The organism is Hominibacterium faecale (assembly GCF_020734085.1).
GTDB lineage: Bacteria > Bacillota > Clostridia > Peptostreptococcales > Anaerovoracaceae > Hominibacterium > Hominibacterium faecale.
The window spans coordinates 145,571-169,536 of the sequence record NZ_JAJAGH010000010.1 but is presented as its reverse complement, the minus strand read 5'-3'; the positions used below and the strand labels follow the sequence as shown (position 1 = coordinate 169,536).

General features: G+C 47.5%; 22 protein-coding genes. 12 read left to right on the top strand and 10 right to left on the bottom strand.

All coding sequences use genetic code 11. The annotated features are described in order from the left end of the window. Nucleotides 1-6: 6 nt before the first annotated feature. The 3 genes from LG211_RS15180 to LG211_RS15170 form a co-directional block, all read right to left on the bottom strand. Nucleotides 7-927 (bottom strand): transglutaminase domain-containing protein, encoded by a 921-nt coding sequence (locus LG211_RS15180; protein WP_148397123.1) that lies wholly within the window; start codon nucleotides 925-927, stop codon nucleotides 7-9. A gap of 150 nt (nucleotides 928-1,077) precedes the next feature. Next, nucleotides 1,078-3,615 carry an FAD-dependent oxidoreductase gene (locus tag LG211_RS15175; protein ID WP_148397122.1) on the bottom strand — a complete coding sequence of 846 codons (2,538 nt, stop codon included), beginning with the start codon at nucleotides 3,613-3,615 and terminating at the stop codon, nucleotides 1,078-1,080. Nucleotides 3,616-3,766: 151 nt separating this feature from the next. Then, nucleotides 3,767-5,845 carry an AraC family transcriptional regulator gene (locus LG211_RS15170; RefSeq protein ID WP_269477912.1) on the bottom strand — a complete coding sequence of 693 codons (2,079 nt, stop codon included), beginning with the start codon at nucleotides 5,843-5,845 and terminating at the stop codon, nucleotides 3,767-3,769. 170 nt (nucleotides 5,846-6,015) lie between these two features. Between LG211_RS15170 and LG211_RS15165 the strand changes: the two genes are divergently transcribed. After that, a complete protein-coding gene (locus LG211_RS15165; protein WP_269477911.1) occupies nucleotides 6,016-7,314 on the top strand; it encodes a saccharopine dehydrogenase family protein in 1,299 nt (432 codons plus the stop codon). Between the two features lie 23 nt (nucleotides 7,315-7,337). Beyond that, entirely contained in the window at nucleotides 7,338-8,603 is a 1,266-nt protein-coding gene (locus tag LG211_RS15160; protein WP_269477910.1) for an MFS transporter, read from the top strand. A 397-nt stretch (nucleotides 8,604-9,000) separates the two neighbouring features. Here LG211_RS15160 and LG211_RS15155 read toward each other — a convergent pair whose 3' ends face one another. The 5 genes from LG211_RS15155 to LG211_RS15135 all read right to left on the bottom strand — a co-directional run bounded on the left by LG211_RS15155 (nucleotide 9,001) and on the right by LG211_RS15135 (nucleotide 12,937). Next, complete coding sequence (locus tag LG211_RS15155) at nucleotides 9,001-9,720, bottom strand: PepSY domain-containing protein (protein WP_269477909.1); 720 nt, start codon at nucleotides 9,718-9,720, stop codon at nucleotides 9,001-9,003. Next, nucleotides 9,695-11,113 carry a sensor histidine kinase gene (locus LG211_RS15150; RefSeq protein ID WP_148397117.1) on the bottom strand — a complete coding sequence of 473 codons (1,419 nt, stop codon included), beginning with the start codon at nucleotides 11,111-11,113 and terminating at the stop codon, nucleotides 9,695-9,697. Before LG211_RS15150 ends, LG211_RS15155 begins: the two co-directional genes overlap by 26 nt. Beyond that, on the bottom strand, nucleotides 11,110-11,787 hold the full coding sequence (locus LG211_RS15145) for a response regulator transcription factor (RefSeq protein WP_148397116.1): 678 nt from the start codon (nucleotides 11,785-11,787) through the stop codon (nucleotides 11,110-11,112). The genes LG211_RS15150 and LG211_RS15145 overlap by 4 nt, the downstream gene beginning before the upstream one ends. 464 nt (nucleotides 11,788-12,251) lie before the next feature. After that, the gene (locus tag LG211_RS15140) at nucleotides 12,252-12,596 is read right to left on the bottom strand and encodes a sporulation initiation factor Spo0A C-terminal domain-containing protein (protein WP_148397115.1); all 345 of its coding nucleotides are present in this window, start codon (nucleotides 12,594-12,596) and stop codon (nucleotides 12,252-12,254) included. After that, nucleotides 12,593-12,937: a helix-turn-helix domain-containing protein gene (locus LG211_RS15135; RefSeq protein WP_148397114.1), complete on the bottom strand. Its 345-nt coding sequence runs from the start codon at nucleotides 12,935-12,937 to the stop codon at nucleotides 12,593-12,595. Before LG211_RS15135 ends, LG211_RS15140 begins: the two co-directional genes overlap by 4 nt. 386 nt (nucleotides 12,938-13,323) lie before the next feature. Between LG211_RS15135 and LG211_RS15130 the strand changes: the two genes are divergently transcribed. The 6 genes from LG211_RS15130 to LG211_RS15105 are packed head-to-tail and all read left to right on the top strand — an operon-like array spanning nucleotide 13,324 to nucleotide 17,767. Continuing rightward, nucleotides 13,324-13,584 carry a YabP/YqfC family sporulation protein gene (locus tag LG211_RS15130; protein WP_148397113.1) on the top strand — a complete coding sequence of 87 codons (261 nt, stop codon included), beginning with the start codon at nucleotides 13,324-13,326 and terminating at the stop codon, nucleotides 13,582-13,584. Beyond that, a complete protein-coding gene (yabQ, locus tag LG211_RS15125; protein WP_148397112.1) occupies nucleotides 13,581-13,952 on the top strand; it encodes a spore cortex biosynthesis protein YabQ in 372 nt (123 codons plus the stop codon). The genes LG211_RS15130 and yabQ overlap by 4 nt, the downstream gene beginning before the upstream one ends. Next, nucleotides 13,921-14,385 (top strand): FtsB family cell division protein, encoded by a 465-nt coding sequence (locus LG211_RS15120; protein ID WP_148397111.1) that lies wholly within the window; start codon nucleotides 13,921-13,923, stop codon nucleotides 14,383-14,385. The genes yabQ and LG211_RS15120 overlap by 32 nt, the downstream gene beginning before the upstream one ends. Next, complete coding sequence (gene rnmV / locus LG211_RS15115) at nucleotides 14,375-14,908, top strand: ribonuclease M5 (RefSeq protein ID WP_148397110.1); 534 nt, start codon at nucleotides 14,375-14,377, stop codon at nucleotides 14,906-14,908. The genes LG211_RS15120 and rnmV overlap by 11 nt, the downstream gene beginning before the upstream one ends. Further along, nucleotides 14,909-15,781 carry a 16S rRNA (adenine(1518)-N(6)/adenine(1519)-N(6))-dimethyltransferase RsmA gene (gene rsmA / locus LG211_RS15110; RefSeq protein WP_269477908.1) on the top strand — a complete coding sequence of 291 codons (873 nt, stop codon included), beginning with the start codon at nucleotides 14,909-14,911 and terminating at the stop codon, nucleotides 15,779-15,781. Between the two features lie 6 nt (nucleotides 15,782-15,787). After that, entirely contained in the window at nucleotides 15,788-17,767 is a 1,980-nt protein-coding gene (locus tag LG211_RS15105) for an LTA synthase family protein (protein ID WP_269477907.1), read from the top strand. Nucleotides 17,768-17,989: 222 nt separating this feature from the next. Here LG211_RS15105 and LG211_RS15100 read toward each other — a convergent pair whose 3' ends face one another. Both LG211_RS15100 and LG211_RS15095 read right to left on the bottom strand, forming a co-directional pair. Further along, entirely contained in the window at nucleotides 17,990-18,229 is a 240-nt protein-coding gene (locus tag LG211_RS15100) for a hypothetical protein (protein ID WP_269477906.1), read from the bottom strand. A 67-nt stretch (nucleotides 18,230-18,296) separates the two neighbouring features. After that, nucleotides 18,297-19,115, bottom strand: a complete 819-nt coding sequence (locus LG211_RS15095; protein ID WP_148397106.1) for a GH25 family lysozyme — start codon at nucleotides 19,113-19,115, stop codon at nucleotides 18,297-18,299. Nucleotides 19,116-19,200: 85 nt separating this feature from the next. Here LG211_RS15095 and LG211_RS15090 point away from each other — a divergent pair, with 85 nt between their 5' ends. The 4 genes from LG211_RS15090 to LG211_RS15075 all read left to right on the top strand — a co-directional run bounded on the left by LG211_RS15090 (nucleotide 19,201) and on the right by LG211_RS15075 (nucleotide 23,563). Beyond that, nucleotides 19,201-19,734 carry a GNAT family N-acetyltransferase gene (locus LG211_RS15090; protein ID WP_148397105.1) on the top strand — a complete coding sequence of 178 codons (534 nt, stop codon included), beginning with the start codon at nucleotides 19,201-19,203 and terminating at the stop codon, nucleotides 19,732-19,734. Next, nucleotides 19,724-20,356, top strand: coding sequence for a GNAT family N-acetyltransferase (locus LG211_RS15085; protein WP_148397104.1), 633 nt, complete (start codon nucleotides 19,724-19,726; stop codon nucleotides 20,354-20,356). Before LG211_RS15090 ends, LG211_RS15085 begins: the two co-directional genes overlap by 11 nt. Nucleotide 20,357: 1 nt before the next feature. After that, a complete protein-coding gene (gene ybaK, locus LG211_RS15080) occupies nucleotides 20,358-20,840 on the top strand; it encodes a Cys-tRNA(Pro) deacylase (RefSeq protein WP_253020749.1) in 483 nt (160 codons plus the stop codon). A 95-nt stretch (nucleotides 20,841-20,935) separates the two neighbouring features. Then, nucleotides 20,936-23,563, top strand: coding sequence for an FILTED domain-containing surface protein (locus LG211_RS15075; protein ID WP_269477905.1), 2,628 nt, complete (start codon nucleotides 20,936-20,938; stop codon nucleotides 23,561-23,563). Nucleotides 23,564-23,966: the final 403 nt, after the last annotated feature.

Sequence of the window (23,966 nt, the reverse complement as noted above, 5' to 3'; positions counted from 1 at the left end):
CTTTAATTAATAGAAATAGAGAGCATTGTAACGGCTGTCATTTGTAATATCATCCATTTCGCCGCTTGCCGCTGCAGTGGTAGGATCCATCATCGTCCAGTCTTTCCCATCGAATTGAATAACACCGTCCACCCAGCCTTCGTCCTCTGTATAAACGCTGATCCAAGCATGATATACATCGCCTGCATAACCAATCACCAGTTTGGTAGGGATTCCTTGAATCCGCAGCATGGCGCTCATGACAGACGCATAGTCAAAACAGATGCCCTTCTTTTTTTTCAGGACTTGATCGATATTGGGCAGATAGTCGGTGGCCACATTAACCGCCAGATCGTAGTCATAATCAATGTTTGTGGTTACATAATTAAAGACGTCCTCCACCTTTTCCAGATCATCGCTGCTCTTTGCCGTCACCTGGTCGCTCAGGCCCACGATGGGATCATCAGCAGTGTAATTCACATACTCGTTGGGGTAAAGAAAAGGAAGATTTTCATTCTTTAATTTCACCTTCACTTCTTCAGAGCAGACCTGGGAATATTGATCGCCGCTAATATTTTCAAAGATTGCGACCTTATAGCTGCCGCTGCCGTCAGAGAAGGGAAATATTTCAAAATTTCCCCGTTTAAGCAGGTTGTAGGTATACGTTTCCTCTCCCTTGGTCAGCTGCAGTTTGACCTTTTTGTTGTTCCCCAAGTATTTAATACAGATGTAGCCCTGAGAAACATTGGTAATATCGATAATAGCCGCATCGTTGTTTATCGTCTTTTTCTCTTCTGCTTTGGAGATGAGAACCGGTCCTCGCTCCTTGGGGGAGTCTGAAGAGGAGGCACTGTCTTTTTCGCCGCTGCTGCTGCAGCCGAAGAAGGCTGCTGTGAAAAGCAGAACCAAAACAATCGAGCATATTCGATAAGCTTGCTTTCTTTTCATGATCTATCTACCGCCTTTTGATATGTATTTGATTGCCATCCAATTATATCAAAACCCGGAGGCTTTGGCAATTTCTCCGTATAAGGATGAAAAAGAGACTTGCGGGTATTTTTCATCCCGCAAGCCTCCACATGGAAAATGATTTGTTGTTTATAGAATTCCCATCATATCTTCCAGGGTCTGTTTCTTTTCATAACCTGTCAGAAGCTTTGCCGATTGACTCACATCTCCTATCAGAATACCGCCTGTGAAACGATTGTTCACGAAGTACAGTTTCTTGTAGATGCCCTTGGCTGGGTCGGCCAGCTGGATTGCTTTATAATTGAGACCTTCCTTCTTGCCGTTATCACCAATGGCAAAGAGGTTAATTCCCATCCCGCTGTAGGAGTTGGATGGAGTTACCGGCTTATAGGAAAGGCTGTCTCCCGCCGCGTTGGCGCCGGCCACTTTGCCCATTTCCAGTCCCTGGCTCCAGATGCCCACACTGACGCCGTTCATTGCGGCCACATCGCCGCAGGCGTATACGTCCTTGGCGCTGGTTTCCATTTTTTCATTGACCTTGATCCAGCGGTCGCCTTCAATACCGGCGCTGGTAGCAACGGCGGCATTGGGTTTGATCCCGGCCGAGATAATGACCAGCTGGCCGGAAATTTCACTTCCGTCTGCCAGATCGACGCCGGACTCTGTAATTTGGTCGATCTTCGCTCCCGTAATAACCGTAAGACCAGATTTCTCCGCTGCTTCCTTCAGAAGGAGAGATGCCTGCTCATCCAGCTGGTTTTTCATCAACCCATCGGACACTTCCAGAATGGTAACGTTCTTGCCGGCTCTGCGGAATTCCCAGGCAGCCTCAAGACCCAGTACACCGCCGCCAATTACAGCGATATCCGTTACCTGATCGATACGCTCGCGGATGGCGTTGGCATCGGCCAGTTTGCGAATGGAGTAAACATTGCTGCATTCGGATCCCTTAATAGGGGGGATATTGCATTCTGCTCCTGTTGCCAGGATCAGCTTGTCGTACTGACGCTGCTCTCCTCCGGAGAGCTGAAGCTTTTTAGCTGTAGTATCAATTGCTTCCACAGTGGTATCTAAAGTTAGCTTGATTTTATTCTCTTCGTACCAGTCTAGCTGTTTGGTGAAGAAGTTCAGAGCATCAAACTCGGACAGAATGCCCTTTGTCAGCATGGGCCGGTTGTAGCAGAACACGCTTTCATTGGAGATGATCTCAAGGTCGCATACCTGATTTCTCTTTCTGATCTCTTCACAAGCGGACAGTGCTGCGACTCCGCTTCCAACAACGACAATCTTAGCTTGCTCGGTGGAGCTGAAGGAAACTTCTTCAGAAGGAACTTCCACAAACTGCTCCGGACCTACGCCGCAGATGGGACAGCTTTCGGGAGGTTTGGGACCTTCGATAATCTCACCGCAGACCAGGCACTTCCATCTTCTGTTGCCTGCTGGAGCCGGTTCCGGCTCGACGATCGCGCCTTCGATAACGGAGCGTCCAAAATTATATCCGAATTCATAAGCTTCCGCCAGCTGGGCATCAGACGGCTTAAACCGTACCCGCAGGCCCTTTCCGTAGACTTTCATGCGCAGCTGCTTGAGGCGTTCGATCATATGAGGTACAGCTTCGCCGCTCCAGCCGTAAGAGCCGAAGGCGGAAGCGATCTTGCCGCCGTGGGTAACCGGGAAGATGGATGTGGTCAGATCCCAGATCGGCTTCAAAGCTTCTCCCAGGATGGTCGGTGTTCCAAAGAGGATTCCATCCGCCCAGTAAAGCTCTCCCAGAACCTGAGCCTGATCGGAAGTAACCATGTCGTAGAGTTTTACCTCCACATCGCCGGAAGCTTTGATTCCTTCTGTGATCTTTGCTGCCAGCACCTGTGTATAACCGTAAGCAGCTACGTAAGGAATTACAACCGTTTTCTTTGTATTGGGGTTAACTTCGGTGGACCATCCCTTGTAAATGTTAATAATTTTCCAAGGATCTTCGTCCAGCACAGGGCCGTGCCCCGGACATACCATATCGATTTCAAGGTCACGGATTTTGTCGATAGCCTTAAGTACATAAGGCTTGAAAGGCCCCATAATGTTATCAAAATAGTAGCGGAGCGCGCTCATATAGCCGTCCTGATCGGTAATTTTGGAGCTTAGAATTTGATCAAAGCTGTAGTGAGCGCCGAAAGAGTCGCAAGTCAGCAGAACTTTGTCCTCTTCCACATATGTATACATGGCATCCGGCCAGTGAAGATTGGGCGCAGCGATAAACTTGAGGGTCTTGTCTCCCAGGGAGAGCGTATCGCCTTCTTTGACAATGACAGAAGCAAATTCTGTATTGCAGATTTCTTTCATGAAGCTGATAGCGGTAGCAGTACCCACCAGCTTAATGGCCGGGTTGATTTCGATCAGCTTTTCCGCGGAACCGGCGTGATCCGGCTCTGTATGATCGACGATGATGTAGTCGATATCTTTGATATCGATCAGGGATGTAAGCTTATCCAGATATTCGTCCATACATTTGGCTTTGGCCGTTTCGAAAAGTGCCGTTTTTTCTGAGCCTTGGAGCAGGTAAGAATTGTAGGTCGTCCCATACTCCGTATTCATGATGATATCAAATACCCGCAGCTGCGGATCTAAAATTCCTGTCCAGTAAAGTCCTTCTTTCAATTTTAATGTTTTCATAAATAACCTCCCCGAATACTAGTTTCAATTTTCCCATGTAACTATCCTATACCCTTTGGTAAAAAAAGAAAACACTAAGTTTTAAGATTTTCGATAAATTTTTATCACATGGGGGAAGGGAGCTTTGGGGTGCGGCCCGGACGCTGGTTAATCATAAATGCTTTAAGATCAGCAATTTGGCTGAATAGGGGTTGAGGCTGATGTTGAGAATGCTCTCATCATACAAATCAAGAAAAGAGAAGGCTATTTCCGGTGCGGCGGCCTGATCCAGCCGGCGTATATCGCTGCGATCAAGATTTTTCGGAAAACGTAGATTTTTAAGATGCTGAAACAGGCTCTTTTCACTGTTGAGGCTGATTTGAGTAACCTGGTATTGATTGTGGGGCGCTGATGCAAATTTCAGCGTAAAGGCGGCACCGGATGGGGAGCCGGCGTGGTGTAAGCTCCGCTCTTCGAACGGGTCATATAGAAGAATGGAGAAATCAGATCTAAGTTTTGTAACAAGAATTCCATCTGCCTGAAAGATCACTTGATCGCCCAGAAGAGAAAGCAGATGCCAGGCATAATAGAGCGGTTTCTTCTCGCCGAAAGGCCCAAAGAGACCATTATAGGAAAAAGCAGGAATATTAGTCTTGGTATCTTCTCCTGGAATATCAAACATTTCCCGATAAGGTATGGAAGTATCGGTTTGATGCGGCATAGACAAGGCATGATTGATCAGATGTGGTACCAGGCACATCGAATCGTTGGAATAGGTTTCTCTTAAAAAATGCTGCTCCGTAATGCGTATGGCAGATGGGAGCCGGCTGTGTTCCAAAGTTTTGGCGATTTTGTCGGTTAGCTGTGAGAGTTCCTTGGAATCAAAGGACTGATTGCGAAGACAAAATGCCAGCCCATTGGACTCTGATTCAGTCAAGCTTTCAGCCAGTAGAGCGGCAATATTTAAGAGTGATTCCAATTCCTCATCAAGATTGTCTTTATTCAATGAAAGATTAAGCTCAACGAGCAACTGCACAGAACAGAGATTCTTAATCAGATGAAGGAGGCCTGCATCAAAAAACGGATTTTTTTTGCGATAGTATGGATACCGTTCAAAGAGGTTATGGAGCTCCACTTTTTCAAACCCAATGTCTTCCCGGCATTGGGCAAGGTCGATGGAATCAATTAACTGTATGGAAGTGGCGATATCCGAAATGTAGATGCTGCTTTGCCATAGATGGGGAAAGGGCTGGCAAAGACCCTCCAAATTCAGAATGTATTCATACTGGGAAAAAGCCGTTTTAGCCAACACTGCTGATTGAGACAGCTGTTTTCGGATAGCGGCCAGTTTTGGAGACGTATGGGAAATGGAAACAGTGCGCTGAGCACCGGACAGAATCTTATCTCGCATGTCCTCCCGATAGCGGCGGGGAGAAACTTTATACCATTGGACAAAATACTTTTCAAAATACTTTACTGAGGAAAAGCCGCATTCAAAGGAAATTTCTTCCAAAGAACGGTCGGAGGTCAATAAAAGAATCTGTGCTTTCTCTGTACGAACAAGGCCCAAAAGATCGATCAAATTTAATCCAGTAAAATTTTTAATTAATCGCGAAACATAGTATTTATTTAAATAGAGATGATTTGAGAGGTCCTCCAGCGAAATCTTATTTTGGTAGTTTCTATAAATGTATTCTTGTATTTCAAAAATCCTTTTGACCGTTAGAGTATCGCAGCTTTTTAAACTCTGGAGCGCATGCTGATTGCCGGCGAAAGAGAAGTTCTGATAGTTGTTAATCAGATGGTTGACAATATTAAAGATCAAAGCATCAACTTCGCCCGGCAGGATCGAGGTACGGGGAGACAGGGCGCTGGCGGCATGCCAGAGCATCTGCTGCAGCTGCCTTAAAGGAATATCGTCTTTTTCTGGCGTTTTGTAGGAATCGCAGAGGAACCAATGATAGCTCAGGTGGGGATAAACGTTTTCGTAATGGTACGGGTCTAAATGGAAAAACAGAACGATGTTTTCTTGATCATCCGACGTCACGAAATGCGGCTCGTTGACATTGCAGATAAAGACATCTCCCTCATTCAGATGGTATTCAAAAGCCTGACACGTTAGGTTGATACTGCCCTTCAATATATAAATGATTTCAAATGCATGATGCATATGCATGGGAATAAACGATACGGCGCAGATCTCGCATTTGCAATGCAGGTCTTTTTCCATCACGACCTCTTTAACCAGCATGGCGATAACCTCCTTCTTTTTATTGACTTAAAACTTGCGCAACAGGTACTTCCATTATAGTTTAACCAATTAAAAAAGCAAAGTTTTTGTCAACATCGTATCTGTAAAGAAAAATTGCAAATTATATAATGGAATCACGATATAGGCTGAAAGTAGAAAGGAGATCGGATATGATGAATGTTCTTGTAATTGGAGCCGGCGGCGTTGGAGAATCCATATGCGCGCTTTTCGACAGAAGGAAAAATGCGGATGAATGGCTGGGCAAAGTGGTTTTGGCAGACTATGATTTTGAAAAGGCCAAGGAAGCAGCGGCAAAACAGCGGAACAAAGACCGCTTTATTGCCGAGCAGGTCGATGCGCTAAAAAAGGAGGACCTTGTCAGACTTGCACGAAAATACGAAATCGGCTATATGGTTCATTGTTTGGTAACAGAGGGATTCACCTCGGTGATTATGGATGCCTGTCTGGAATGTAACTGTCATTTTGTGGATATGGCCCTGACAGAAACGCTTCGCGACCCGGATGATCCAACAGTGATCATACAAGAATTGGGACACGAGGAATTTCTAAAATCAAAAGCATTTGAGGAAAAAGGACTTTACGCCATGGTTGGCTGCGGAGTGGAGCCGGGTATGGTAGACTATTTTGCAAGGTTTGCGGAAAAACATTTTTTTGATGAAATCGAGGAACTGCATGTACGGGACGGAAGCAATCTGCGCCATCCGACCAATGAGCTGGTATTTGGGTTTTCCGTTGCCACTACTTTAATGGAATGCTTGTATGGCCCGCACCTTTACGATTATGAAAAGGGGATTTATTCAGCGGAGCCTTTGACCTTGACGGAAGAGTTTTGGCTTCCCGGAGGCATTGGCATGACGAGGATGTCCGCAGTGGAACATTCGGAGCCTTTCAATATGTCACAGCACATTAAAGGGCTGAAAAAAGCGGATTTCAAGATCGGTTACGGCCAGGATTTTGAGGATGCGATGAAGTATCTGAAACAACTGGGCCTCCTTTCAGACCGTAAAGTTATTTTGAGGGGAAAAGAAGTGAAGCCGGTCGACCTGCTTGTGGATCTGCTGGGCGCCGTGTCTCCTGAGCCAAAAAAAATTGGCCAGGAGTTGGTGGGAAAAACTTGTGCAGGGCTGTGGGTTGTAGGCAGAAAAGACGGAATGGAAAGACAAGTTTATATATATCAGGTGGCGGATAATCAGGAGTGCATAGAAAAATATGGGACTCCCGCAGTCGTAGCGCAGACAGCAGTGGTCCCGGCCATTATTGTAGAGCTGACCGCAAAAGGCGAGATGGAAGGGCCGTTCGGCGTTCGCCTGTCCGAAGAATTCAACCCAATGCCGGTACTGGAACTGCTGGAAGAGTACGAATTTCCTGCTGGTGTGCTGGAAATGGAGTCTGAATATAGAGAAAAAATTGAAAGGGAGCAGTTTAAACAGCCTTTTTCAAATGTATGAGATAAAGGAGTGGGTGAACGATCATGGAAAATAAAAGAACTATGAAAGAGACCGCATTAAAAATGGTAGCCTTATGGTTCGCGTCGTCTACTGTATTTGAAATTCCATACTTAAGCTGGACTTTCTATGATCCGATGAAAGCGGCGTTCGAGCTGACCAATCTTCAGATGGGATCACTGATGACCGTGTATGGGGTCGCGGCGCTGGCCTCCCGCTTTCCCGGCGGCTGGCTGGCTGATATGCTCCCGGAACGTATCCTTTTGACTATTTCGCTGACGATAACAGGTATCCTGGGGCTGTTTCTCTTATTCCATCCTCCTTATACGATGCTTTTGATCATTTGGGCTTTGATGGGCATTTCAGCAGTGCTTCCCATGTGGGCAGCGATTATCAAGGCGACCAGACAGCTGGGGGACAGCAATGTGCAGGGGCGATTGTTCGGTATCTTGGAAAGCGGCCGCAGTTTGGTTCCAATGCTCTATTGTTTTGGAGTAATCGCTTTATTCAACTTCGCACTGACAAAAGTGGGAACCGAAGAAAAGGCACTTAACTTTGGGATTGTTGCATTATGCTGTCTGATGTTCTTCAGCGCCCTCTTAATCTGGGTAGCCTTTAAGCCGGAGAAACGGGAAGCCGCTTCCTTAAAAGAGCAGGCAACCGTCGTAAAATGGTCGGAGATTAAATTTGTGCTCAGGCTTCCGGGAGTGTGGCTGCTGGCGCTGATCATTTTCAGCTCCTATCTTGTGTATATCTGTCTCAGCTTTATTACGCCGTATACGACAGAAATTTATGGTGCCAGCACGAGTACAGCAGCTGTCCTGGCGACAATACGCACATATGGCATCGGTATTTTCGGTGCAATGATCGCTGGTTTCATTGCTGATAAAGCGGGTTCGACGACAAAGGTAATCGCAATTTCTTTTGTGCTGATTGCAGGGCTGCTGATGTCCTTTTTCCTGGCGCCGGTGGATAAAGGATTTCTCTGGCTGGTAATTGTTCTTATGCTCCTTGTGGCCTTCGTAGTTTTTATCCCCAGAGGCATCTATTTTGCCGTAATCGATGAAATTGGTATCCCGATTAAATATACGGGAGCAGCTGTGGGTGTGGCATCCTTTATCGGTTACTCGCCGGATATGTTTGCCTACGCTGTGGTAGGAAACTGGCTCGACCGATACCCTGGAATTTCAGGTTTTCATCATGCCTTTGTATTTATGGCCGGCGTGTCCCTGGCAGGGTTCGTATTTGCGGCAATGCTCTATCGGCATATTAAGAAAAAAGCGGCAGAATAAGAAGGGATAGGTGATGCGCAGAGGCATGAAGCCGGTGTTGATGCTGCCAGCCGAAAGGATGAAGTGATGTGGGCCTCCAGGGATGTGCCCTGGGCGGTGTGTATGGCCCCGGGGAAAATTTTTATATAAATCGGCAATATTTACGTAAAGTTGTGGATTTGCAGGGGCTCGTGCCGGAAAAAATTGAAGAAATTCAAGCCTGGCTGCTGTTTGCACAAACTGAGAGGGCGCAATCGTTGAAAACGGGGTAAATTTTATGGAATTTTCCCCGTTTATTCCCGTAACATCCCATTCCTTCATCTTAAAAACCAGCTCCGACTCTGGCGCTTTTTCAAAAGAACTTGATAGTGAGCGCTTTGCGGTCCAGGGTCACACCCACATATGGAGCGGCGCAGCTTTAATCGTGATAATCGTGATTATCATGGTCGTCGTCATGATGTTCATAGCTGTCCAGAACCTCCGTGTCATAATCCATCACCTTACCGGTGTAGGCGTTGATTTCATATTCATATTCCTTATTAGCCACGATAAACTCAATTTCATAGGTTTTCACGCCATCATCCGAATCCAGCTTGGCCTTGGTCACTGTGGCTGCTGATGCGGAGACGCCGGCGTGCTTAAAGGCAATACTTTTGGCTTTGTTCACACCAATGTACTCGGATGAAGAAGGCTGGCCGGCAGAAACGGCTGGCTGGCTGCTCTGGGCCTGACCTGGCTGCTGGGTGACGGCGGGCGGAACAGTTCCTGCATCGGTCTGACCGGAGGTCTGTGTTTGCTGATTGCCTGCGGCAATGGCTTCACTGCTTTTTTCCATGATGTCCCCGGTTTTGGCATTGATCTCAAAATCGTACTCATTGGAAGCCGTGTAGAATTCGATGTCATAAACAACAGGCCGCTCGGAGCGGTCGATTTCCACCTTGGTAAAAGTCGCTTTAGCCGGGGAAACCCCTACACTTTCCAAGGCGATGACCTTTGCTTTTTCGGCGCCGATATAATTGCCGCTGTCATGGGCAAGAGCCGTTTTCACCATCATACCTGCCGCAAATCCCACTGCACAAACTACAATGGCGGCAACAACAATAACCAATGTTTTATTCTTCAAAATTTTCTCTTTCATGATATACTTCCTCCTTTTGAATTGTTCGATTGAGGGGCAGGGAGATGGTAAACCGCGTCCCTTTTCCCAATATACTATCAACTTTGATCGTCCCTCCGTGAGCGGATACGATCCATTTGACCATAGACAGTCCCAGGCCGGCGCCGCTTCCACTGCTGCGGGATGGATTGACCTGGTAAAAACGATCCCAAATCTTGGGCAGATCCTGCGGCGGAATGCCGATTCCATCGTCAATGATTTGGCTGACCGCCCGATCTTTGTCTCGTTTCAGAATCACCCGGATAAATCCGCCCTCTTTACCGTACTTGATTCCATTGGAGATCAAATTGATAAAGATTCGCATAAAGAGGGTTTCATCTACACAGGCGAAAATGTCAGGCTGGATATCGCGCTGGATCGAAATGTTTTTGCGGGCGGCAAGTTCCGCCTGCTCCAGCGCCACCATATCCGTGATCTCGCTGATATTGATGGTTTCGAATTCCAATTGGGCTGTCCCTTGATCAGCGCGGGCCAGGGTCAGAAGCTGACTGACCAGAGCGGACATATTTTTCGATTGAGCCAGGATCACCTCCAGGGCCGTTTGGGCTTCTTCCAGCGTGGATGCTTTTCTCAGAGCGTACTCGCACTGTGCCATGATAACCGAAATGGGTGTCCGCAGTTCATGGGAGGCATCGTTGGAAAACTGTTTTTCCGCTTGGAAAGAAGCTTCCAGACGCGTCAGCATCCGGTCAAAGGTGGCGGCAAGGTCATAGAGTTCATCCTTGGTGTTAGTCTGGGCGTCCAGTCCGATACGCTGAGACAAGTCCTTGCTGGCTTCAATGCGCCGAGCTGTTTCACTGATCCGGAATACGGGCCGGAAAGCGCTCTTGGTGATATAGTAGCCTCCCAAGGCCGCAAGAAGGATCAAAAGGGGCAGCGCGATCAGAAACATTTTCAGCATAAAAGCGATTGCCGGATCGGATTTCCCCAAGTCAGCCGATGTGATGCCCCGGACCCAGACATCGTCAAAAGTCTCGTCGCTGATCAGATAATCATACACATAGAACTCCCGCCCGCTGTCCGTTTCTTTTCTCGCCTGTCCTGCCTTAAAGGGAATTTCTTTCTTTACCCCTGCAGGCAGCGATCCGGTGACGATAAAGTTGTTTTCCTTGTAGACCAGCACGTAGACGCTGTCCCGATAGGTGATCATGTCGTCGTCGATTTCCAGGATACCGTCTTTAATCTTCACGTCCCGGCAACTGTCCTCTACTACTGCGGTCAGATCTCCCATAATATTTTTCTGGATCAGGCGGTTGCTGGTATAGATGAGCGAAACAAAGACCAGGCAAACCAGGACAACCAGGAAGAACACATACCAGATTGTAACCCGGGTTTTAATGGAAAACTTTTTCATTTTCCGCCCACCTTCAATACATAACCTGCGCCCCGAACAGTGTGAATCAGCTTGGGCTCAAATCCTTCATCGATTTTTTTCCGCAGATAACGGATGTAAACGTCGATCATATTGGAAGAACCTTCGTAATCATAGTTGACAACATGGCGCTCTAAGGTATCGCGGGAAAGCACCATATTTTTGTTCATAATCATATATTCCAGAATGGAAAATTCTCTGGAAGAAAGAGAGATCGAGGTATCGCCCCGCTTTACTTCCCGGCTCTGGCTGTTGACCGTCAGGTCTGCCAGTTTGTAAATATTGGTTTTGCTGCCGGTCTTCTTTCGCGTGAGAACGCGGACTCTGGCCAGCAGCTCTTCGAAGGCAAATGGCTTGGTCAAGTAATCATCCGCGCCCAGATCCAACCCTTCAACTCGGTCAGAGATGCTGTCTTTAGCGGTAAGGAACAGGACCGGAGTATCGATTCCCTGGCTGCGCAGCTGCTGCAGTACAGTCAATCCATCCGCGCCCGGCATCATAATATCAAGCACTATGACATCGTAGTCGGCAGCGGCAATATAGTCCAGGGCCTCTTCGCCGTCCTGGCAGGAATCAACGCTGTAGCCGTTATCTTTAAACTGCTGGGTAAGGATTCGATTGAGATTTTTTTCGTCTTCTGCAATTAGTAAACGCATATTGCACCTCTCTTTTGATTATGGCATAAGGATAACATGAGAAAATTAAAAGTTCATTAAAAGACTTGATAATTTTTATTATAACATATTGAACAAATTAGTGCGGAATTGCAGCGAAATCGGCCATCGTCCTTTGCGGGAGTTTGGTATTTCGGGGCAGGATGGCTTATGTCACTGGTGGGGTCTTCTATCTCGAGAGTTTTTATCAATGCAGAGAAAAGTATCAAGGTTTAGAAAAAAACGCCTTCATGACTGACACTTTTGAAGCAAGCCATTGAGAAAACGATCAGGATTGAAGGATATCGGGATAAACCCTGATACTTTTAATCTGGTAGCACGCATCACAGGCTAAAAAATGTCTGAAATAAACACGTTTTTAAAAGATTTTAATAGTGAGGCATTTTGTTTTCGCTCCGCAGCTTTTGGCCTCTGAGGTCGTGGCGAAAAAGGTATACAAATTTATCCTAATTTGGGACAGCACTGCGATCCGATTCTAGAAAATGGGTTGTAAGAATAGCGATAAACTGTGCTGTAGTGGGCTTGCGCAGGTTCGTGTCTTTTGACAAGCGGATTAGAAGGCTGGAATTCTGTGCCCAGGCAATTTGAATGACAGTACGGATATTACGCTCCACGCAGGCCGGAGTGGTGTGATAATGTTTGGCTACCTCCGGATAAAGGTATTTGGTCACAAGGGACAAACATTCCATGTCTTCCATTGCAAGGTAAACGGCGTAGGACGTGTAATAAAACCCTGTGTAATTGGCAGTAATCCCAAGGCAGCACAGTAATTCTCGTATTTTCGTAATCATGTTTCAGACTCCATAAGTAAAATTAATTCTTGAAATAAAGATGCAAATTTCAGCTTCTTTTCATCAGAAAGCTTAGAAAAGGCATCGATGGTTTTTAATAACAAAAGTGTACTTTCCAATTGCTTTTCCGAATAGGAACAAGAAAGCAGCGTCAGCGGATCGACCTTCAGTCGATGGGCGATATGTTCAACCGTGTCCATTCTGGGATTTCCGGTGCCTTTTAACAGCTCCTGCGTAGAAGAACGCGAGATACCCAGTTCTTCTGAAAATTCAGCAATGGATTGCTTGCGACTCGTTCGGATGGCATTCATCATATTAGACATATTTTTCTGTAATGTCACAACTATCACTCCCTTCTACAATGATACGGGAGAAGAATCAAAAAATACAGCTTATTAGATCAGAATATTGTACCGTTATTTCGGCACACTTCGAAGCTTTTCGACAGATTTAGACAAAGCCACTACATTATAGCGTCAGCCTTCTTTTAAGAGACAAAAATGCTATCAAAAAGATGCATTCTTACTTCTTTTTTTATTCCAGAGAAATAAAATACCATGCATCACCGGATCATAAAACTTAAGGAAAATCTATTAGAACTGTAAGAAGATCGTAATAAACGGAAAGAACTTTTGCATTATAATAGGAAAGTAGATAAAGCACAGACAGGTAATCGTTCTAGGAACCTTTCCCGGGCAATATACTGCTAATAAGGAGGAATTTGCCTATGGAAAACCATGTGATTACCATTGATAACAGGGAGAAGATAACCGTCACCGAAGTGGCGGATATCGACAACTTCGACGAAGAAGAAATCTGCGCTAATTTAAAGACAGGAGGCCTTTTGATCAAAGGCAAAGGGCTGCATATCCAGATGCTCGATCTGGGCGAAGGAAAGGCCGTGATCACAGGCGAGATCAATTCGCTGGCTTATACGCAGAAAAAAGACAAATCAGAAAAAGGGCTCATCCGAAAGATTCTTAAATGAGTATAGAATTGACCGACCTGATAAAAGAGCAGGCAGGCCAGTGCTTGGTCATGCTGGGAGCTGGGATTGCCTTCATGCTTTTCTATCAGTTATGTTCTTTTCTTTGCGGGCGGATTAAGATCCACAAGTGGATCCGAGTCTGCCTGGAGATTTTCTTCTGGCTGGCGGCTGCCGTAATCACGTCACAGTTTCTTTATTATTGTGCATACGGCCGTCTCAGCGTCCATGCTGTCTGCGCGTTCGCAATCGGGGTTTTGTTGTGGAAGAAATGCTTTTGTGGTATAATACTTCCAACTCACTGTGAGGGAAAAAGGACAAGAGGTTTGAGAAAGAGACATGGCAAAAAGAAAAAGGAGCAAACAATTTAAAGACAGCAGCCAGGTAATCGACATTGAGGAGGCTCGCCGCAAACGACAGGAAAAGAGGAGCAGACAGCATAAAAAGGGAAGAACGAATCCATCGCCTGTTTCCGATCGGCCTGTCAGAGCGAGCATCAAACAGGCGAAAAAAAGAAGGAGCATCATCTCTGCCGCTATAATCTTTGCCATTGTAGCGGTCATTGGTGTGTCCGTTTATAATATCGTCACGCTGAAACAAGAACAGAAAGAAATCCTCAAACAGCAGCAGGAGCTGAAGGAGCAGAAAGCGGAACTGGAGGAGGAACTGAACCAGCTGAGCAACCCGGACTACATCAAAGAACAGGCCAGGACGCAGCTGCGTCTGGTGCTTCCGGGGGAAAAGATTTACGTTCCATCCGCGGACGAGACTGAACAAGAGAAAGAGACGAAAGATGAAAATTAAAGAGATCATTGTGGTTGAAGGCCGGGATGACACAGCGGCAGTCAAACGAGCGGTCGATGCCCAGACCATAGAGACCCACGGATATGGAATCAAAAAAGAGACTTGGCAGCTGATCGAAAAAGCGTATAATGAAAAAGGCATCATTATTTTTACCGACCCGGACTATGCAGGGGTAGAGATACGCAAACGGCTCACAGAAAAATTCCCCAATGCCGGCCAGGCCTATCTGTCCAAAACAGACGCCTTGAAGGCCGGAGACATCGGCATTGAGAACGCGTCGCCGCAGAGTATACAGCAGGCCCTTGAACATGCCCACTATACCGTTGAAGAGGATCGAAACGAATTTACCATGGAGGATCTGAGGAAGTACGGGCTGACAGCCGACCCTCAGGCCGCAGACAGAAGAGACAGGCTGGGGAAAGCCCTGGGGATCGGATATGGAAACAGCAAGTGTTTTTTAAACCGGCTGAATCAGTACGGCGTTTCCAGAGAGCAATTCCTCAAAGAGCTTGGGGAGATATAAATGAAACTTTACGCACCATCGACCATTAAAGAGATCAGGGAAAAACACGGCTTCAGGCTTTCCAAAAGTCTGGGCCAGAATTTTCTTACTGATAAAAATATCATTGACCGGATTATTGAAAGCTCGGATATCGGACCGGAGGATCTGGTCATTGAAATTGGGCCGGGGATCGGGGTTCTGACCGCGGAAGCGGCGCAATATGCGGGAAAAGTCGCTGCGGTTGAGATCGACCGCAATTTGATTCCCATACTGGAAGAAACCTTGGCGCCTTATTCCAATGTAACCGTCATTAATCAGGATGTACTCAAAACAAACCTCACCGAGCTGGTGGAGCGCTACAGAGGAAAGGGCGGGGTGAAGATTATCGGCAATCTGCCCTATTATATTACGACCCCCATTATCATGAAGATTCTGGAGGACCATGTGCCGGCGGACAGCATCACTATCATGATGCAGAAGGAAGTGGCTGATCGGATTAAGGCGGGTCCTGGTTCTAAGACTTACGGCGCACTATCAGCAGCCGTACAATACTATTGTACGATCCGTCAGGTGGCAGCTGTTCCAAAGGAAGTCTTTGTTCCACAGCCAAAAGTAGATTCATCAGTCTTGAAACTGGATATTCGCAAACAGCACCCAGTGGAGCTGATTGATGAAAAGATGTTCTTTGTGTGTATTAAATCCGGTTTCGGGCAGCGGCGCAAAACACTGCTCAACTCTCTGACAGGGGCCGCGGGACTTTCAAAAGACGCGGTCAGGGAAATTCTAAACGCGGTTCACATTGACCCGGTTAGACGAGCGGAAACGCTGGATCTGGATGAATTCGCCGCAATTGCCAATCAAATGACAGAGCACATAAAAAATCATCAGGAGTAGAGGAATATGGAGAAGTTGAAATCTTTTTACAGAAAGTATTTGCGAAACAGTATTGTGTTTTCTGCGGTGCTGGCGCTGGCAATGAATCTCTTCATTGAAACGATGGCAAGGCATTCGCTGATCGGGAGCCTCCGTTTTTTTGCAGAAAGCCCCGCAGTATTCTTGTTTAATTCATTTATTATTTTTGCCACTTATTCAATCGTCCTTCTTTTCAGACGAAAGATTTTTTGGTATGTGGTGATTTCCGCGCTATGGGTTGCTTTAGGGGTTACCAACGGGATTATTCTGCTCAACCGTATGACCCCGTTTACTGTAAAAGATATGGCCAATCTGGGCGACGGGCTTTCCATCGCCACCAACTATTTGTCCACGGCCACCTTGATCCTGGCAATCGTCGGCATCCTTGTCCTTGTAGCCGGACTGATTCTTTTGTTTCTTTTCGCTCCCAAAGCAAAGAGAAAAGTCAATTATAAAAGAAGTATTGCTGCCATCTTAATCGTTGCAATTGCCACATTCGGAGCCTGGCAGGGGGCTGTTAAGACTAAGACCGTGGAAACGTTCTTTGGCAATCTGGCGTATGCCTACCGCGACTATGGAGTGCCCTATTGCTTTATCAGTACTTGGCTCAATACCGGCATCCGAAAGCCTGACGGCTATTCGGAGCAGGCTGTGAAGTCCATTTTTAAGAGCGGTGAGCTCAGTAAAGACGGCACCTATAAGGTTGAAAAAAAAGATGAGGATGAAAAACATCCAAATATTATCTTCCTGCAGCTGGAATCTTTTATCGACCCGACCCTTGTGGAAGGCTTCAGCTATTCGAAAGATCCCATGCCCAACTACCGAAAACTGATGAAAGAATATTCCTCCGGTTATTTGACCGTGCCGTCCGTAGGAGCAGGGACCGCCAATACGGAATTCGAGTCCATGACCGGAATTAGTGTAAAATTCTTTGGCCCGGGAGAATATCCGTATAAATCGGTGCTGCTGGAGAAAACCTGCGAAAGCATTCCTTATGATTTGAAGAATATCGGCTATTCCACCCATGCCATTCACAATCATAGAGGGGCGTTTTACGGTAGAAATAAGGTGTTTCCCAACCTGGGATTCGATACCTTTACGTCTCTGGAATACATGAATAATGTCGTTAAGACAGCAAAAAACTGGGCCAAAGACGGTCTGCTGACGGATCAAATGATCGATGCCATGAAATCAACAGAAGGCAGAGATTATATCTATACCATTTCCGTACAGGGGCATGGCAAGTACCCCACCGAGCAAGTTCTTGAAAATCCGGCAGTCAGCGTAACGAAGGCTCCGTCCGAGGAACAGAAATGGCAATATGAATATTATGTGAATCAGGTCTATGAAATGGACCTTTTCATCAAAGATTTGACCGACCGGCTCTCTCAATTCGATGAGGATGTTGTTCTCGTCATGTACGGCGACCATCTCCCGGCCCTGGATATGACCGAGGAGCAGATGAAAAACAAGGACCTGTTTTCGACCGAATATATTATATGGGATAATTTTGGCCTAAAAAAAGAGGATAAAAATCAGGCGGCTTACGAGATTGGTGCTGATGTACTCAACCGGCTGGGTATCCATGAAGGACTGCTGACCAAATACCATCAGAAATACGAGAACAGCGCAGGCTATATGAAGAATTTAGAAATGCTGGCCTATGATATGCTTTACGGTCAAGACTATATCTATGGAGGGAAGAGTCCCTTCAAGCCGACAGACATGAAAATGGGCATCAATCCGATCAAGATCAACGATATCGTTAAAATCGGCGAAGATTATTATATTAAAGGTGAAAACTTTACGGAATACAGTAAAATATCCCTGGACGGAGAGGTGCTGGATACCATTTATCTGGGACCGACCATTCTGGGACTGAAAGAAGAAGTGGATCCGTCCGACATCAGCAGGATGAAGATCAGCCAGGTAGAGAAAAACAAGGAAATCTTGAGTACGACGGAATAAAGAGAGCTAGCTGTGGCTTGATGAATCTCTTTTATGAATTCTGTGTTTTGAGCGGCTGCTATCAAAATCCTTGAAGGAACTGCTTATTTCGGGGCAGTTTATGACCGATCACCCGGCGATAAAAAACGATCAGGATATGCCATGAAATCAGCCAATCCTGATCGTTTTTTTGTTGTGCGCAATGTGAACGTATCTCTTTGATGGAATATAAAAGAACATACCTTACAAAGCGTCGCTGCTTGTCAGCGACATGTCTGCATAGATGATTAATGATTCTTTCTGCGTCTCTTCGTAAATCGGTACAGACAAATCAGTACAAGTCCGGAAAGCGTCAGCAGACATATTGGTATCCACAGATCTGTACGGGCATCGCCGGTGGCCGATACAGCCCTCCGCTGTTCTGTGCTGTCCTGTGATGGGCTGCCGGCAGTAGATGATAACGCCTGGTCTTCCTCGATCCATTTGGCATATAAGGTAAAGCCTCTCCGCCCTCGTTTGCCTGGATTTAGATCCAAGCGGAGGGGGCAAGCTATCGTTTAATAATCAGTTTTTCTCCCGGGCGGATCAGGTTTGGATTGAGCTCCACAATTCTATCTACGGTCGTATCATAGCGGCGGGCAATCTTTTCAAGGGTATCGCCCCGCTTTACCCGATACACAACAGGCCGTTCCTTAACTCTTTCATGGCGCTTTAAATAAACGCCGTCCTTAAAGCGGTCCAGATCAACAAGACCGTCGATACCGGAAATTCGGCCTCGATCGCTGTACTGAAAACCTTCCCAGGTGCTCCAATGCCCAGTGGTGTAAGGTTCATCCCGGCCGTAATCAGCCACCCACAGCGGATAACGGGCAAAGTGCCGTGTCCAAAGGCTTTCAACGTTGCTGGCGTCCGAATAAAGCATGGGTTTCAATCCGGTCAACTTTTCCAGCTCCGCCATATAAGCTCGGGCAATGGCATTGATTTCACGTCTGCTTAGGTCTCCGAACTCTTCAAAATCCATAGCCGGTCGGCATTCCATCTTTCGCTCATTAATCAACGTCGCGAAAAAATGCGCTTGCCTGCGGCCTTCATCTACCGTTCTGGCCGTCACAAAATGATAAAACCCGATATCCAAATGGTGCCTTCTGGCCTCACGGTAATTTCGCTCAAAATACGGATCTACAAACCGGGAACCTTCTCCCGCTTTCATATATACGACCCGAATCCCCGCATCCCGTACTCTTGCATAATCGATTCTGCCCTGCCACTGACTTACGTCAATGCCCCTTTGCTCACTGGCGGCAAAGACCGGCTGGGCGACGGAAAAGCAGAGTATCAAAACGAGGACTACAGTCAATATTCTTTTCATGGTGATATTCCTCCCAATAATACGATATGCAAAGCTTTGATAAATGGGTACCTTATGTGGTATAGTTATAAAACAGGAGGTGAATATGAAAATTTTGGAGACAAAGAGGCTGATCCTTTCCACCTGGACCAGAAAGGACGCGGCAGATCTTTATGAATACGCGAGGAATCCCAATGTGGGCCCTCACGCCGGCTGGAAACCCCATTCGGACGTCCGGGAGTCCAGGAGAATCATCAAAACCATCTTTCGGCCTCACAATGTCTGGGCGATTCGAGACCGGGAGAACGGCAGAGCCATTGGCAGCATCGGCTTTGATACGGACAAATACAGGCCCAATATCAACAGCAGAGAGCTGGGGTACTCCCTTTCGGAGGCCTACTGGGGCAAAGGAATCATGACCGAAGCGGCCCTGGAAGTAATACGCTACGGCTTTGAGACGATGAAACTGGATATGATCTGCATTTGTACCGGACCGGAAAATAAGCGGTCCCAGAGCGTGATTCGAAAATGCGGATTTACCTATGAAGGGATGCTCCGTAAGGCCTATCGGATTTACGACGGTACCTTGCGGGATGTTTTATGCCATTCACTGATGAAGGAAGAATATTATGGAAATTAAAGGATTATATAAATTAAAAAGAGAAGATGAAGAAAAATTAATTCAAACCTATAAAGAAGCGTTTGCCGATTATCCCAAGCTGATGGTCGCTTTCCCCGATAAACGGGCCAAAGAAGCGGCACTGGAAGCATCGCTGCGCTACTATGTGGCCTATGATATGGAATACGGCGAAGCTTTCGCCTTGGATCCGTCCATCAATGAAGGGGTCTGCCTGGTCTATTCCAAGGATATGACTTACACGGAAGAAAAGCATATTCAAGCTGGAAGCTATTCTCCTGAATATAAGGCGGCGATGGCTCAGCTCACAGAAGAAGAACAGCAGTGCAGGGTCGCTTTGTTCGATGAGCTGGACCGGCTGGAAGAGCAGGTTGACATACCGGAGCCCCATCTATATGCGGACTTTTTAGGCGTGCGGCCGGCCTGCCAGAAACAGGGCCGGGGACACAAACTGATGGAAGCCGTTTGTGCTTTTGCCAAGGAAGAGGGTCTGCCGATCATGCTCTTTACCAATACGGATGATGATGTGGCCTTCTATCAAAGCCTGGGATTTCGGGTAATCGATGTGGTACATTCGGAGAAATTCGGATTTACCAATACTTATTTGATCAAGGAGGCTAAGTAGGATGGCCCGCAGCAAGACAAAGACCAATGCTGTGCGGATTATTGAAGCGAAAAAAATTCCCTATCAGGTTTACGAATATGAGGCCCCGGACGGGTTTTTGGATGGAGTGTCGGTGGCCAGAGCGACCGGTATGCCCGTTGAACACGTATTTAAGACGCTGGTGCTGCAGGGGCACAGCAAAGAATACTATGTGTGCGTCATCCCGGTAGCCGAAGAACTGAATTTGAAGAAGGCGGCAAAACATTTTGGCGAAAAAAAGATCGAAATGATTCCCGCCAGGGACATTACAAAAGTAACCGGCTATATAAAAGGCGGCTGCTCCCCCGTGGGGATGAAAAAGCAGTTTAAAACTGCTGTCGATGAGAGCGCGGCTGCCCAGGATACCATCATTGTCAGCGCAGGGAAGGTGGGGCTGCAAATGGAAGTGCCGTTGAAGCCTCTGCTGGAAATTACCGGCGCCCAGCTAAAAAATTTAACAGATTGAGAAAAAAAGACAAGGGTTACATTGTGATGTAACCCTTATGTAACTTTTGGGGTGTATACTGTTCTCACAAGATGAGGAAAGAATAGGAGAATCCCATGAGAAAAGAACGTCGATTCTTAAGAATCATAAGCTTAACAGCAGTATTCATGCTCTTTGGCCTGCAAGCCGCAGGCTCCAGTTTTGCTGCTGAAGAAAGCACCCAGCCGGCAGACCTCCAGACAGAGGCCGCTGCCGCAAACAGCGATGCAAAGGAAACAGACCAGGCTCAGGAAGAGAAGTCTGGTGAAATAAAGGAAGAACAAAAGAAAGAAACACAGGAAAAACCGGTGCAGCCGGCCGTAAAGGCGGCAAAGACCAAAACAGCCGTGACAAAGGATGCAAAAGCAAAGGCAAAGGCTTCTTCCACGCTGGACTTGGCTGACGGCGATCTTTACCTTGCAGAAAAGACGATTACCCAGGGAACTTCTTCATTTGATCATAAAAATACCGTTACTGTAACAGGAACAGGCAGCACGATCACAGCAAAAAAATACAGCGGCACGATCGTACTGAAAGATGCCAACATTAAAAAATCTTTGAAATTAACCGAAGGCTCCGATGTGACTCTGATTTTAGAAGGAAAGAATCAGATCGAAGGCGACAAGGATACTGCTCTGCAGGTTACTGCCGGAAATAAAGTGACCATTGAAGGAGACGGACAGCTGACTGCAGAGGGAAGTGACAATGGGGCCGGAATCGGCGGCATTGCCAACAGCGGATCAAACGGTTCCTATAAAAAAGCGGATCGGGCCTGCGGAACCATTCTCATGAAGTCGGGCATCCTTATAGCCAAGGGCAGCGGAAACGGAGCCGGAGTCGGCGGCGCTAACCACTGCGACGGGGGAGTGATCACCATCACCGGTGATGCGGACGTGACGGCCATAGGAGCAGGCGGCGGAGCAGGAATTGGATCCGGGCTTGGAAGTTCAAAAAATAAGGGCAATGATGGAGACAAAGGCCCCGGATATTACCAGGGCGGAACCATTACCATAAGCGGCAGCGCTAAGGTGAAAGCAACGGGCGGCGGAAACGCGGCCGGAATCGGCGGCGGCATGTACGGCGACAGCGGCAAAATCATCATCAGCGGCGGTTATATTGAAGCTGCCGGCGGCCAGGGCGCCACCAGGAACCACGGCGGAGCAGGAATTGGCGGCGGCTATGAAGGACACGGAAACGTTACCATTACCGGAGGGCAGGTTGTCGCGGCCGCAGATGGAAGCGCCGCTACAAGCAGTGCAGCCGGAATCGGCAGCGGCGGAACCCCCAACAGTAATCAAGATAGAGGGATTACCGGCAGAGGCGATGCTGCTTTGCTGGATCGAACAGCAGTTATCCTTTCCGGCGGCCAAATTTCCGCCAATGGAGCCGCAGGCGGCGGAGCGGGAATCGGCGGCGGATCCGGAGCCGATGAGGTTATGGTTGACATCAGCGGCGGAACGATCACTGCAGAAGGGGGAGCTAGCACAAGAAGCGAAAAACTCGGCGGAGCGGGAATTGGATCCGGAGATCCCAATACAGGGAAATATGCGTCCAATACCAAGCTCAATATCAACGTTGACGGCGGTGCCATCAAGGCTGTCGGCGGATGGGGCGCCTCCGGTATTGGCTCCGGTGCTGAAAACACACATACCGCCCATATCGCTGTCAGCGAGAAAGCATCTGTTACTGCCCTGGCTGACGGCACAAAATTTGCAGTAGATACCTTTAATAGGACTGAGGGAAGTCGTAAAGCCACAAACGGCGCGAAGCTGCTCCAGGGAACCTTTATGAACAAAGCGGAATATGAAGGCTTGGATGTAACCGTTTATAAAGACGCTATTCCCGACAGCGGACTGGATCTGTTCTATAGCGAGAAAGCTGCAGAAGTATCTCTGCCGGAGGGATATCGTTCCTTCGCAGTGACTGTGGATAAAAATCAGCCTTATCTGCTTCAGGGCGGCGACCAATGGTTCAGCATGGATGTGGATCAGGCAAAAGAAGATGAAGCGGTTGAAGGCGCGGTCCACACAGCCCATTATGCCACAGGCGATGCCCATCTCAGCGATAACTGCTGGCTCTATGTACGGGATGATGTTTACGCGGAGCTGATCGTTCCTGATAATAGCGATCCGGAGCAGCCGGCAACGACGACAACCACTACTACAACGACAACCACCACAACATCAACGAGACAGACAGGGGGAAATGGAGCAGCGGCAGCCCCAGCAGCAGCGGCAGCAGGCCCTGCAGCCGCAATACCGCCGGCAGCGCTCCCTCAGACGGCTCCGGCCAATGATAATGGAGATGATGCAGCACCGGTTACCATCAAAGACCAGCCTACACCTCTGGCAGCAGGCGCAGGCGCCCACTGGGCGCTCCTCAACTTGATTTTAACCATCGCAACAGCGCTGCTGAGCATTCTTCTGTTGATCCTCTACGTTACAAGGAGGAAGCAGGAAGCTGATGAAGAAAACGACCAGCCGGAAACAGAGATCAAGAGAAAAGGAATCCTTCGTCTGTTCAGCGCAGTCGTAGCCATTGGATCGATTATCGTATTTGTTCTGACAGAAGATATGTCGCTGCCCATGCAGTGGACGGACAAATGGACCGTCGTAATGGCTGTACTGGCCGTTATCCAGGTACTGACGGTGATCTTCGCTAAGAAGAAAGAAAAGGAAGTAGAAGAAGACGAGACATACGCTTAGATATATGAAGAGCAAAGTCGGCATTGCCGATTCTAAAAAAGTAGACATTGCTGAAAGGCAGGAAATATCACTAACGATATTTCCTGCGTCATAAAAAAAGGTCGGGCGGTCGCTTTATGCGGCCGCCCGGTCTTTCGTTATGCGCCTGGATTCCGGCGCTGCCGGGATCCGAGCGCAAGTGTCATTGCACGGAAAAAAACGAAAAATATTTTTAGAATTTACGTCATTTTCAACGATTGCGCCGCTTCAATCGGGCCTTTTAGGTGCCAAGTTCGATTTTTTGGTGTGGCCCCCAACATGAGGCTGCGCAAACCCACAAGTTTGCTAAAAAATGCAGATTTTCGCAGAAGTTTACCGGATTTTGCGGCAGATTCTGATAATCCTGCCGGCCCTACTACGAATC